Annotated in this window: 8 protein-coding genes and 6 tRNA genes; 2 read left to right on the forward strand and 12 right to left on the reverse strand. The window is 54.4% G+C overall.

What is annotated here, in order from left to right; genetic code table 11:
• Positions 1-81: 81 nt before the first annotated feature.
• On the reverse strand, positions 82-1,506 hold the full coding sequence (gene miaB / locus DW56_RS16395; RefSeq protein WP_024551820.1) for a tRNA (N6-isopentenyl adenosine(37)-C2)-methylthiotransferase MiaB: 1,425 nt from the start codon (positions 1,504-1,506) through the stop codon (positions 82-84).
• 145 nt (positions 1,507-1,651) lie between these two features.
• On the opposite strand from miaB, the gene ubiF reads away from it, so the two are divergent.
• A complete protein-coding gene (gene ubiF / locus DW56_RS16400; protein WP_024551819.1) occupies positions 1,652-2,827 on the forward strand; it encodes a 3-demethoxyubiquinol 3-hydroxylase in 1,176 nt (391 codons plus the stop codon).
• A 176-nt stretch (positions 2,828-3,003) separates the two neighbouring features.
• On the opposite strand, the gene DW56_RS16405 is transcribed toward ubiF, so the two are convergent.
• The 11 genes from DW56_RS16405 to nagB form a co-directional block, all read right to left on the reverse strand.
• Positions 3,004-3,078: transfer RNA gene (locus tag DW56_RS16405), tRNA-Gln, on the reverse strand.
• A gap of 6 nt (positions 3,079-3,084) precedes the next feature.
• A tRNA-Met gene (locus DW56_RS16410) sits at positions 3,085-3,161 on the reverse strand.
• 31 nt (positions 3,162-3,192) lie between these two features.
• Positions 3,193-3,267 (reverse strand) — tRNA-Gln (locus tag DW56_RS16415).
• Between the two features lie 37 nt (positions 3,268-3,304).
• Positions 3,305-3,379, reverse strand: a tRNA-Gln gene (locus tag DW56_RS16420).
• A 22-nt stretch (positions 3,380-3,401) separates the two neighbouring features.
• Positions 3,402-3,486 (reverse strand) — tRNA-Leu (locus tag DW56_RS16425).
• Between the two features lie 7 nt (positions 3,487-3,493).
• Positions 3,494-3,570, reverse strand: a tRNA-Met gene (locus DW56_RS16430).
• A gap of 247 nt (positions 3,571-3,817) precedes the next feature.
• Entirely contained in the window at positions 3,818-5,482 is a 1,665-nt protein-coding gene (gene asnB, locus DW56_RS16435) for an asparagine synthase B (RefSeq protein ID WP_024552019.1), read from the reverse strand.
• Positions 5,483-5,790: 308 nt separating this feature from the next.
• Positions 5,791-6,543, reverse strand: coding sequence for an HAD-IIA family hydrolase (locus DW56_RS16440; RefSeq protein ID WP_024552020.1), 753 nt, complete (start codon positions 6,541-6,543; stop codon positions 5,791-5,793).
• Between the two features lie 62 nt (positions 6,544-6,605).
• The gene (gene nagC / locus DW56_RS16445) at positions 6,606-7,826 is read right to left on the reverse strand and encodes a DNA-binding transcriptional regulator NagC (protein ID WP_024552021.1); all 1,221 of its coding nucleotides are present in this window, start codon (positions 7,824-7,826) and stop codon (positions 6,606-6,608) included.
• A gap of 8 nt (positions 7,827-7,834) precedes the next feature.
• Complete coding sequence (gene nagA / locus DW56_RS16450) at positions 7,835-8,983, reverse strand: N-acetylglucosamine-6-phosphate deacetylase (RefSeq protein ID WP_024552022.1); 1,149 nt, start codon at positions 8,981-8,983, stop codon at positions 7,835-7,837.
• A gap of 23 nt (positions 8,984-9,006) precedes the next feature.
• Positions 9,007-9,807 (reverse strand): glucosamine-6-phosphate deaminase, encoded by an 801-nt coding sequence (nagB, locus tag DW56_RS16455; protein WP_024552023.1) that lies wholly within the window; start codon positions 9,805-9,807, stop codon positions 9,007-9,009.
• Positions 9,808-10,135: 328 nt separating this feature from the next.
• Here nagB and nagE point away from each other — a divergent pair, with 328 nt between their 5' ends.
• Positions 10,136-12,166, forward strand: coding sequence for an N-acetylglucosamine-specific PTS transporter subunit IIBC (gene nagE, locus DW56_RS16460; protein ID WP_024552024.1), 2,031 nt, complete (start codon positions 10,136-10,138; stop codon positions 12,164-12,166).
• Positions 12,167-12,185: the final 19 nt, after the last annotated feature.

The raw sequence follows: 12,185 nt of genomic DNA on the forward strand, positions 1-12,185 counted from the left end.
GTGAGATGCAGAATACAAGTGTAGCGAATGTAAATGACCGTATGCGCTTTTTATGCGCATACGGCCGGGCAATGCGGGGGATCAGGGCTGGTAAATGCCGACGCCGAGCTCGTTCTCTTTGCGGGTGCGGGCGATAACGTCGGCGGGAGATTCCGCCATGCGCAGGCCCATCTCCGCTTCAGTGCGCACCACTTTGCCGCGCAGCGAGTTAGGGAAGACCTCGGTAATTTCTACATCAACGAATTTACCCACCATATCCGGGGTGCCTTCAAAGTTCACCACGCGGTTATTCTCGGTGCGTCCGGACAGCTCCATGATGCTTTTACGCGAGGTTCCTTCAACCAGAATGCGCTGGGTCGTGCCAAGCATACGGCGGCTCCACGCCATCGCCTGCTGGTTAATACGCTCCTGGAGAATATAAAGACGCTGCTTTTTCTCCTCTTCCGGCACATCGTCCACCATATCGGCGGCAGGCGTGCCTGGACGCGCGGAGAAAATAAAGCTGTAGCTCATGTCGAAATTGACGTCGGCGATAAGCTTCATGGTCTGTTCGAAATCCTGCTGGGTTTCGCCCGGGAAGCCGACGATAAAGTCAGAGCTTATCTGGATATCAGGACGCGCGGCGCGCAGCTTGCGAATTATCGCTTTGTATTCGAGACCGGTGTGGGTGCGGCCCATCATGTTCAGTACGCGGTCGGAACCGCTTTGTACCGGCAGGTGCAGGAAGCTGACCAGTTCCGGCGTATCGCGATAGACCTCAATGATGTCATCGGTGAACTCAATCGGGTGGCTGGTGGTAAAGCGAATACGGTCGATACCATCAATTGCCGCAACCAGACGCAGCAGGTCGGCGAACGTGCCGGTAGTGCCGTCGTAGTTTTCACCGCGCCAGGCATTGACGTTCTGGCCGAGCAGGTTGACTTCCCGCACGCCCTGCGCCGCCAGCTGGGCTATTTCCAGCACGATATCGTCGCTCGGACGGCTTACTTCTTCGCCGCGGGTGTAAGGCACCACGCAGTAAGTACAATATTTATTGCAGCCTTCCATGATAGAGACGAAGGCGGTCGGGCCTTCCGCGCGCGGCTCCGGCAGACGGTCAAATTTCTCGATTTCCGGGAAGCTGATGTCCACGACCGGGCTGCGGGTGCCTTTCACCTGATTAATCATTTCCGGCAGGCGATGCAGCGTCTGCGGCCCAAAAATAATATCGACGTAGCGTGCGCGATCGCGGATATGATCGCCCTCCTGAGAGGCAACGCAGCCGCCAACGCCAATAATCACATCCGGATTTTTTTCCTTTAATGTTTTCCAGCGGCCTAACTGATGGAAAACCTTCTCCTGTGCCTTTTCACGGATTGAACAGGTATTCAGCAGCAGAACATCCGCTTCTTCAGCCACATCGGTCAGTTCATAGCCGTGGGTGGCATCCAGCAGATCGGCCATCTTCGATGAATCGTATTCGTTCATCTGACAGCCCCAGGTTTTGATATGCAGTTTTTTTGTCATCGACTTGCCATTGCTCAGTTAAAGCCAGGAATGCAGGGCGCGTATTGTAATGCTTTGGCGGGTTCGTGACCAGTATTGCGCAGAGTCGCTTACAGCCGCAAAAAATCCGGTAAACTTAAGCCATCGACCTTAAGGATAAATGACCATGATAAATCAACCTATTGAAGTCGTCGTTGTCGGCGGAGGAATGGTCGGCGCGGCGGCGGCGCTGGGACTGGCGCAAAACGGTTTTCAGGTGGCGGTAATAGATAACGCCGCGCCGCCGGCTTTTGACGCCGCAAGCGCGCCTGATATTCGCATTTCGTCAATCAGCAGCGCGTCGGTCGACTTGCTTAAAGGACTTGGCGTCTGGCAGGCGGTAAAAGCCATGCGCAGTCATCCGTATCGCCAGCTTGAAACCTGGGAGTGGGAAAGCGCCCACGTTGTGTTTAACGCCGATGAGCTGAAGTTGCCCGAGCTGGGCTTTATGGTGGAAAACACTGTGCTGCAACGCGCGCTCTGGGAGGCGCTTGAGGCGCACCCGCAGGCGACGCTCTTCTGCCCGGCGAAACTCACGCAGATGCACCGGCGCGGCGCGGCGTACGAGTTAACGCTGGAGGACGGTCTTGTTCTTGACGCAAAGCTGGTTATTGGCGCGGATGGCGCAAATTCTCAGGTGCGCAAATGGGCGGGCATTGGTCTTCATGCCTGGCATTACGATCAATCCTGCATGCTTATCAGCGTGCAGTGCGACGCGGCGCCGGGCGACAGCACCTGGCAACAGTTTACCCCGAATGGCCCGCATGCATTCCTGCCGCTGTTTGATAACTGGGCTTCGCTGGTCTGGTACGACCGGCCCGCGCGGATCCGCCAGCTGCAAGCCCTGGGCATGACGTCATTGCAGCGGGAAATTGAGAAAACCTTTCCAGCACGCCTCGGCCACGTTACGCCTGTCGCCAGCGGCGCGTTCCCGCTGACCCGCCGCCACGCGCTGCATTACGTTCAGCCGGGACTGGCGCTTATTGGCGATGCGGCGCATACCATTCATCCCCTGGCAGGGCAGGGCGTTAACCTTGGTTATCGTGATGTTGAAGCGCTGCTGGATGTGGTTATTAATGCGCGCAGCCGCGGCGAAGCCTGGTTTACAGAACCGGTGCTGAAGCGCTTTGAACGGCGTCGGCAGATTGACAACTTCATTATGCAAAGCGGCATGGATCTCTTTTACGCAGGTTTCAGCAATGCTTTACCGCCGGTGCGCATGCTGCGCAACATTGGCCTTATGGCGGCTCAGCGTGCAGGCGCGCTGAAGCGGCAGGCATTGAAATATGCCCTCGGGCTGTAAGAAATAAGGGATTGCCTCCCTTAGTTACAACATACTTATAGCGTTCAACTCCGCCTGCCGCTCAGGCGGGGGAAAGCAGTTAGCCTGGCAGCAAAAGCAAAGAAGAGATTTGCTGGTAACGAAATCTAAAGCAGCAGAAAAGCAAAAAGCCCGCAGAAGCGGGCTTTTTTAATAAGTGGCTGGGGTACGAGGATTCGAACCTCGGAATGGTGGAATCAGAATCCACTGCCTTACCGCTTGGCGATACCCCAAGAAAATGGTGGCTACGACGGGAATCGAACCTGTGACCCCAGCATTATGAGTGCTGTGCTCTAACCAGCTGAGCTACGTAGCCAAATTGTGTTTCTTCACCAGTCTGCATCGACTGGCTGGGGTACCTGGATTCGAACCAGGGAATGCCGGTATCAAAAACCGGTGCCTTACCGCTTGGCGATACCCCAACGACTAACGCGTTAACACGCAAGAGTCGAAGAAAGGTGGCTGGGGTACCTGGATTCGAACCAGGGAATGCCGGTATCAAAAACCGGTGCCTTACCGCTTGGCGATACCCCATCCGTGCAACGCTTAACGGAAATGGTGCGGGAGGCGAGACTTGAACTCGCACACCTTGCGGCGCCAGAACCTAAATCTGGTGCGTCTACCAATTTCGCCACTCCCGCAAAAAGATGGTGGCTACGACGGGAATCGAACCTGTGACCCCATCATTATGAGTGATGTGCTCTAACCAGCTGAGCTACGTAGCCATCTTTTTTCGCGTTACCTTATCGGCGTTGCGGGGCGCATTATGCGTATTGGGCCTGGCAGCGTCAACACCTTTTTTGGTGAAAATACCGTGAATGTGACTGTTTGACTAGCTTGCGAACAGCTTGATGCAATATTCGTCAATTATTGTTTATTTATCAGTATGGAGAATGGAAAAAGTGACGCGGCGGCCTGCGCAGCGCGAAAAAAAACGGGCCTTTAGCAGGCCCGTTATGCTTACCATAAGAATTATTTATAAGCGGACTGATGTACGCCTACCGCGCGACCAGACGGGTCGTTCATCGTTTTGAACGCTTCATCCCATTCAATCGCTTTAGCGGAAGAGCAGGCCACTGACGGGCCGCCCGGCACGCATTCCGCGGCGCTGGGTACCGGGAAGAGCTCTTCAAAGATCTCGCGGTACAGATACGCTTCTTTCGATGTCGGCGTGTTATACGGGAAACGGAAGCTTGCGGTTTCCAGCTGTTGGTCGGAAATCTGCTGCGCGGCGACCTCTTTTAAGGTGTCTATCCAGCTGTAACCCACGCCGTCAGAAAATTGTTCTTTCTGACGCCACGCGACGCTTGCCGGCAGGTAAGATTCAAAACATTCACGCAGAATATGTTTCTCCATCTTGCCGTTGCCGCACATTTTGTCCTGCGGGTTAATGCGCATCGCCACATCAAGGAATTTCTTGTCGAGGAACGGAACGCGGGCTTCAACGCCCCATGCGGACATCGCTTTGTTGGCGCGGGCGCAGTCGAACATGTGCAGAGCCTGTAGCTTACGCACCGTCTCTTCATGCAGCTCTTTCGCGTCTGGCGCTTTATGGAAATAAAGATAGCCGCCAAAGACTTCATCAGAACCTTCGCCAGACAGCACCATTTTAATGCCCATCGCTTTGATTTTACGCGACATCAGATACATCGGCGTGGAGGCGCGAATGGTCGTCACATCGTAAGTTTCAATGTGGTAAATCACATCGCGAATCGCATCCAGCCCTTCCTGCACGGTGAAATGAATTTCATGGTGCACGGTGCCCAGATGGTTTGCCACTTCCTGTGCGGCTTTCAGGTCAGGCGAACCTTCCAGACCCACGGCGAAGGAGTGCAACTGCGGCCACCAGGCTTCTGAACGCTCCTGATCCTCCACACGGCGCGCGGCAAATTTTTTGGTGATCGCGGAAATCACCGATGAATCCAGCCCGCCAGAAAGCAGCACGCCATACGGCACATCAGACATCAGATGGCTTTTCACCGCGTCTTCCAGCGCCTGGCGCAGTTCCGCCTTGTCGGTCACGTTATCTTTAACCGCGTCGTATTCAAACCAGTCGCGAGTGTAGTAAGGACGAATCTCACCGTCCTGGCTCCACAGATAGCTGCCCGCCGGGAACTCTTTGATGGTACGGCAAACCGGCACCAGCGCTTTCATTTCCGAGGCGACATAAAGGTTGCCGTGTTCGTCATACCCCATATACAGCGGAATGATGCCAATGTGGTCGCGCCCAATCAGGTAAGCCTCTTTTTCACTGTCATAAAGGATAAAAGCGAACATGCCTTGCAGCTCGTCGAGAAACTCGGGGCCTTTTTCCTGATACAGCGCGAGGATCACTTCACAGTCAGAGCCGGTCTGAAAAGCGTAGCGGTCGCCATATTCAGCGCGCAGCGCCTGGTGGTTATAGATTTCACCGTTAACGGCAAGTGCATGCGTCTTCTTTGGGTTGTAGAGCGGCTGAGCGCCGGCATTAACGTCGACAATAGAAAGACGTTCATGCGCGAGAATAGCTTTATCGCTGGCATAGACGCCGGACCAGTCCGGGCCGCGATGACGCATCAGGCGAGAAAGCTCCAGCGCTTTCTTACGCAGTTCTGCCGCGTCGGTTTTAATATCCAGCACACCAAAAATAGAACACATAGACTTCTCCGTTAACCCTGGCGGTGATGTTGCGTTTGTTGTCAGAGCGCCGCGTCATTTTTCTCTTTTTGGCCGCGGCGCGCCTTGCTTACTAAAGAAAATGCCGTAAACGCGCCAGTCAATGCAAGCGCTTTAGCGCGCCAGAAAGAAATAGTGCAGCAAGGATTAGCGAATAGTGAAAAACGGTTATGCAGAAGCCAATGAAATTAGCGGATCCGCAATAAACAGCGTTTAAAATTGAATGCTGTTTTTGAAATGATGCCAGCAATCTTTAAAACAAAAGCCGCGTATTACGCGGCTAAAGAGCATCAAATGATGTCGATTTCAGCGACGGAGGGGTAAATCCAGGAGGGACGGAACGGCATGGCGTCAATATCGTTAATCGTCGAAACGCCCGAAAGCACCAGGATCGTCTCCAGGCCCGCCTGAAAACCCGCCAGGATATCGGTGCGCAGGTTGTCGCCGACAATCACCGTCTGTTCGGAATGGGCCTGCATTTTGTTGAGCGCGGCGCGAATAATCCACGGGCTGGGTTTGCCCACGTAAAAAGGCTTACGCCCGGAAATTTTCTCAATGCCAGCACAGAGCGCGCCGCAAGCAGGGTAAAAGCCGCGCCCGTGAGTATCCGGGTTAGTGGCGATAAAACGCGCGCCGCCCGCCACAAAAAAGGCGGCTTTATGCATCATCTCCCAGTTATAGGAGCGCGTTTCGCCAACGATGACAAAGTCAGGGTTAATGTCGGTAATGGTAAAACCTGCTTTGTATAGCTCATGGATCAACGCCCCTTCGCCCACGACATAGGCTTTTTTCCCTTCCTGACGACGCAGGAAATCGGCGGTGGCCATGGCTGAGGTATAAAAAACGCTGTCGGGAACATCAATGCCTGCGGAGGCGAAACGGTTAGCCAGATCCTGCCCCGTCTGGGAAGGGTAGTTGGTCAACAGCACCAGCGGCATGCCTTTTTCAAGAATGCGGGTGAGGAATTCGCTGGCGCCCGGGACGGCAACGTTGTCGTGCATCAGCACGCCATCAATATCACAAATTACGCTCTGGATGGTCATCGACTACTCTGGCTCAAAGAAAAGAAAGGCGTAACTATAGCCTGGTTAAGGTTGAAACCCTGTTAACTTTCCAGCAAACGCTGCAACAGCATGCCGTTGAGCATGGCTCGTTTTACCAGCGCGAACGCGCCAATAGCGGAACGGTGATCCAGCGTGGAAGGCACTACGGGAAGATTTTTACGAAACGCCGCCAGCGCCTGGGCATTAATGCAGCTTTCCACCGCAGGCAGCAGAATTTTTTCTGCCTCCACAATTTCACCCGCGATTACAATCTTTTGCGGATTGAACAGGTTGATTGCAATGGCGATGGTTTTACCCAGATGACGCCCTACCTGTTCAATGACTTCACACGCCAGTTCATCGCCTTTGTTGGCGGCCTTGCAGATGGCTTTTATTGTGCACTCATCAAGCGTAACCCGGCTCTGGTAGCCTTTTTCCAGAAGCTGGCGTACGCGTTGCTCAATGGCAGCGTTCGCCGCGACGGTTTCCAGGCAGCCGAAGTTGCCGCAGTGGCAGCGCTCGCCGAGCGGGTCAACCTGGATATGGCCTATTTCGCCCACGTTGCCGTTGCGGCCAATAAAAATTCGGCCATTAGAGATAATGCCTGCGCCTGTGCCACGGTGAACGCGCACTAAAATAGAGTCTTCGCAATCCTGGCTTGCACCGAAGTAGTGCTCGGCCAGCGCCAGACTGCGGATGTCGTGGCCCACAAAACAGGTCACGTTGAAGCGTTTTTCCAGCGCCTCCACTAATGCCCAGTTTTGCACCGGGATATGCGGCATATAGCGGATCACGCCGCTTTCCGGATCGACAAGGCCCGGCAGAATGACTGAGATGGCGATAAGCTCGCGGATTTTACGTTGCTGCGCTTCGATAAACAGCGCGATGGTGTTGAGCAACGCATGCTCCAGCGTTTCCTGGGTGCGCTCCGGCAGGGGATAGTGTTCTTCCGCCACCACTTTGCTGCTCAAATCATAAAGTGTAAGCGTGGTGTCGTTGCGCCCAAGGCGTACGCCAATCGCATGAAAAGGGCGTGTCTCTGTGATAATCGAGATAGCGCGGCGACCTCCCGTAGAGGCCTGTTGATCCACTTCTTTGATCAGACCGCGCTCAATAAGCTGGCGAGTAATTTTGGTGACGCTGGCGGGCGCAAGCTGGCTCTGCTCCGCTATCTGAATACGCGAGATAGGCCCGTGTTGGTCGATAAGGCGGTAAACCGCCGCGCTATTAAGCTGTTTTACCAGATCAACGTTACCTATTTGAGCCTGTCCGCCAGTTGTCATGCCTTATCTTACTCAGTAAAGACCTCGTTGCCGTTAACGATGGTCCGGGTGATTTTATAATCGCGGGTAAAGACGGTCAGGTTAGCCACTTTTCCGGTTTCGATTGACCCAAGCGTCTTATCCACGCCCATCGCGCGGGCCGGATAAAGCGTCGCCATGCGCAGCGCTTCGTCCAGTGCAATGTTGACATGCTCGACTAGGTTACGCACGCCTTCGATCATGGTTAGCGCGGAGCCGCTCAGGGTTCCGTTCTCATCCACGCACAGCCCGTTACGGAAGTATATGGTTTTGCCAGCAAAAATGAACTCATCAATATTAGCGCCCGCCGGCGCCGTGGCGTCTGTCACCAGACAAAGCTTATCGCCTTTCACCTTTTTCGCGGTGCGAACGTTGGCGAAATCAACATGCAGGCCATCGGCGATGATGCCGCAGTAAAGATCCGGCTCGTCGAAAATCGCCCCAGTCAGGCCCGGTTCACGCCCGGTGATATAAGGCATGGCGTTAAACAAATGCGTGGCGAAGCGGATGCCGGCGCGAAAGCCTGCTTTCGCTTCTTTCAGCGTGGCGTTGGAATGACCGGCGGAGACAACAATGCCTGCTGCGGTGAGCTGGCGAATCACCTCCGGCTCGACCATTTCCGGCGCGAGCGTCAGTTTAGTAATGACATCTGCGTTTTCGCACAAAAAATCGACCAGCGCCTGGTCCGGTTTACGTACCCAGGCCGGATTATGCGTTCCTTTTTTGATGATATTGAGCCACGGCCCTTCCAGATGCAGGCCAAGCGCCTGATTTTTATGGCTCGCCAGATACTCGCGCATCACCCGCACGCCTTGCTTCATGAGATCGTCGCTTGCGGTGATAAGGGTCGGCAGATAGCTGGTGCAGCCCGATTTCTCGTTCGCTTTCTGCATTATCTCCAGCGTTTCAACGCTTACGGCTTCGGCGGTGTCGTTAAACTGCACGCCCCCGCAGCCGTTTAACTGCACATCGATAAACCCGGGGGCGATAATGGCGCCACCCGCGTTGCGCTGTTCAATGCCGGAGGGTAACTCCGCCAGCGGGCAAACGCGTTCGATAAGGCCATTCGCGACGATAATCGCATGGTCATCCAGAATTTCATGGCCGGTAAAAATTCGGCCGTGGGTTAAGGCATACATAGTGACCCCCGGTGTAAATGCGCTTAAAGATCTTTAATATTTTCAGCTTCGAGTTCGGTGAAGTAACGCAGCGTCTTCACTTTGAGCTCCATGGTAGACGGCTCATCGCAAACAATAACGGCTTTCGGGTGCAGTTGCAGGCAACTGATAGTCCACATGTGGTTTACGTTGCCTTCAACTGCCGCCTGCAACGCCAGCGCTTTCACGTGGCCCAGCACCAGAATCATGACTTCTTCAGCATCGAGCAGCGTGCCGACGCCGACGGTCAGGGCATATTTCGGCACCTGGCTGACGTCGCCGCCAAAAAAGCGCGAGTTGGCCACGCGCGTATCATGCGTCAGGGTTTTAATGCGGGTACGCGAAGCAAGCGAAGAGGCTGGCTCGTTAAACGCGATGTGGCCGTCGTTGCCGACGCCGCCCATAAAGAGATGAATTTTGCCATAGGCGCGAATTTTCTCTTCATAACGACGGCATTCTGCGTCAACATCGGGCGCATTGCCATCCAGCAAGTTGATGTTTTCAGCCGGAATATCAACATGATCAAAGAAATTGCGGTGCATGAAGCTGTGGTAGCTTTCCGGGTGCTCTTTCGGCAAGCCGACATATTCATCCATGTTAAACGTAACGACATGTTTGAAGCTTACCTGGCCCGCTTTATGCATCTCAACCAGCGCCTTGTAGGCTTCCAGCGGCGTGCCGCCCGTAGGCAGGCCCAGTACAAAAGGACGATCGGCGGTGGGGTTAAACGCGTTGATACGCTTAACGATATGGCGGGCGGCCCATTTACCTACCTGCTGCGCGGTTGCCAGCGGAATCAGTCTCATCATTCACCTCGTAATGTTAAAAGCCATAAAGGGTGTGGATTGAAAAGCGGGATCAAATAAGGGTAAACCATATTCATCAGGCTAAGGGATCAATCCGTCCTGATTTTTCGGATGATAAAATAAGTTTTGTGAGTTAGCCAGTGAAGGGGAGGCGGGAAAGCAATTTTTGGTGATAAAAATCACAAACAGCGCCCATTTAATTTGCGAGACGAATTAATTTTTCACACACTCCACAGGTGAAGTGAAACGTCGCCGCTTTATCAGGGTTGGTCGTATTATAAAAACACTGCTTTGACGAGCCTCATCGGGGTCTCATAGGGGGAATAAAGTGAGTATTCTAGGTTATTTGCAACGCGTAGGCCGGGCGCTGATGGTGCCGGTAGCCACGCTGCCTGCCGCAGCAATTTTGATGGGGGTGGGGTACTGGATTGACCCTACAGGATGGGGTGGAAGCAACGCGCTGGCCGCGTTTTTTATCCAGTCCGGTTCCGCTATCATCGACAACATGGGCGTGCTGTTTGCCGTGGGTGTGGCGTATGGCATGTCGAAAGATAAAGACGGCGCGGCCGCGTTAGCCGGTTTCGTTGGCTTCCTGGTGTTAACCACGCTCTGTTCCCCGGCCGCCGTCGCCATGATCCAAAAAATTCCGGCGGACCAGGTGCCGGCGGCGTTCGGCAAAATCAAAAACCAGTTTGTCGGCATCATGGTGGGGATTATCGCCGCTGAGCTTTATAACCGCTTCAGCGCCGTTGAACTGCCTAAAGCGCTTTCCTTCTTTAGCGGCCGTCGTCTGGTGCCGATCCTGACGTCGTTCGTCATGATCGTTGTCGCTTTTATCATGATGTACATCTGGCCGGTAGTGTTCGACGGTCTGGTGAACTTTGGCGAGCAAATTCAGAAACTCGGCTCCGTAGGCGCGGGCGTTTACGCTTTCTTTAACCGCTTGCTCATCCCGGTTGGTCTGCACCATGCGCTGAACTCTGTGTTCTGGTTCGACGTAGCGGGTATTAACGATATCCCGAATTTCCTCGGCGGCGCGCAGTCTATCGAAGCAGGCAAAGCCGTGGTGGGCATTACCGGTCGTTATCAGGCAGGCTTCTTCCCCATTATGATGTTCGGCCTGCCAGGGGCGGCGCTGGCGATTTACCACTGCGCCCGTGCGGAAAATAAAGCCAAAGTGCTGGGTATTATGATGGCGGGCGCTTTCGCCGCCTTCTTTACCGGCATTACCGAACCGCTGGAGTTCTCCTTCATGTTCGTGGCGCCGGTGCTTTACGTCATTCATGCCATCCTGACCGGCATCTCGGTGTTTATCGCCGCGAGTATGCAGTGGATCGCCGGTTTCGGCTTCAGTGCCGGCCTGGTGGATATGGTGCTCTCTTCGCGTAACCCGCTCGCCACTCACTGGTACATGCTGATCCCGCAGGGTCTGGTGTTCTTCGTTATCTATTATCTGGTGTTCCGTTTCACCATCACGAAATTCAATCTGATGACCCCGGGTCGCGAGCTGGCGGTCGCTGGCAGCGAAGAAGATGGCGAAGATGTTAACGTAAGCGGCAACAAAGACCAGGATGTCACCGGTCTCGCTCGCCAGTACGTGGCGGCTATCGGCGGCTCTGATAACCTGACCGGTATTGACGCCTGCATTACCCGCCTGCGTCTGACCGTAAAAGATTCTTCTCAGGTGAACGAAGCGCTGGCGAAGCGTCTCGGCGCCACAGGCGTTATTCGTCTGAATAAAACCAGCGTGCAGATTATCGTCGGTTTTATGGCGGAAAAAATTGCGAATGCGATGAAAACGGTGGGTACGGTTTCTGCTTCCGCGCCCGTTGCAGCGCCTGTCACGCCTGCGGCTTCGGTGAAACCACAGGCTGTTCCGCATGCTGTTAGCGCGGCTACGGTTGCCGAACTGCTCTCTCCTGTTACTGGCGAAGTGGTTGCTCTGGAGCAAGTGCCGGATGAAGCGTTCGCCAGCAAAGCGGTGGGCGATGGCGTGGCGGTTAAACCAACAGACAAAACCGTGGTTTCGCCAGCTGCGGGTACTGTCGTGAAAATCTTTAACACCAATCATGCGTTTTGCCTGGAAACCGAAAAAGGCGCCGAGATTGTCGTCCATATGGGCATCGATACCGTCGCGCTGAATGGTCAGGGCTTTAAACGTCTGGTGGAAGAGGGCGCTGAAGTGGCGGCCGGTCAGCCGGTGCTGGAAATGGATCTGGATTTCCTTAACGCCAATGCCCGCTCAATGATTAGCCCGGTTGTGTGCAGCAATATCGATGACTTTGGCGGTCTGGTTATCAAAGCCCAGGGGCACGTTATTGCAGGGCAAACGCCGCTTTACGAGATTAAAGGCAAATAAATCTTGTGGCGTTGAGAGT

Source organism: Franconibacter helveticus LMG 23732 (assembly GCF_000463115.2).
GTDB classification, from domain to species: Bacteria; Pseudomonadota; Gammaproteobacteria; order Enterobacterales; family Enterobacteriaceae; genus Franconibacter; species Franconibacter helveticus.

Coding starts and splice junctions, on each gene's coding strand:
- miaB (WP_024551820.1), bottom strand. CDS start 1,506: ATGACAAAAAAACTGCATATCAAAACCTGGGGCTGTCAGATGAACGAA.
- ubiF (WP_024551819.1), top strand. CDS start 1,652: ATGATAAATCAACCTATTGAAGTCGTCGTTGTCGGCGGAGGAATGGTC.
- asnB (WP_024552019.1), bottom strand. CDS start 5,482: ATGTGTTCTATTTTTGGTGTGCTGGATATTAAAACCGACGCGGCAGAA.
- DW56_RS16440 (WP_024552020.1), bottom strand. CDS start 6,543: ATGACCATCCAGAGCGTAATTTGTGATATTGATGGCGTGCTGATGCAC.
- nagC (WP_024552021.1), bottom strand. CDS start 7,826: ATGACAACTGGCGGACAGGCTCAAATAGGTAACGTTGATCTGGTAAAA.
- nagA (WP_024552022.1), bottom strand. CDS start 8,983: ATGTATGCCTTAACCCACGGCCGAATTTTTACCGGCCATGAAATTCTG.
- nagB (WP_024552023.1), bottom strand. CDS start 9,807: ATGAGACTGATTCCGCTGGCAACCGCGCAGCAGGTAGGTAAATGGGCC.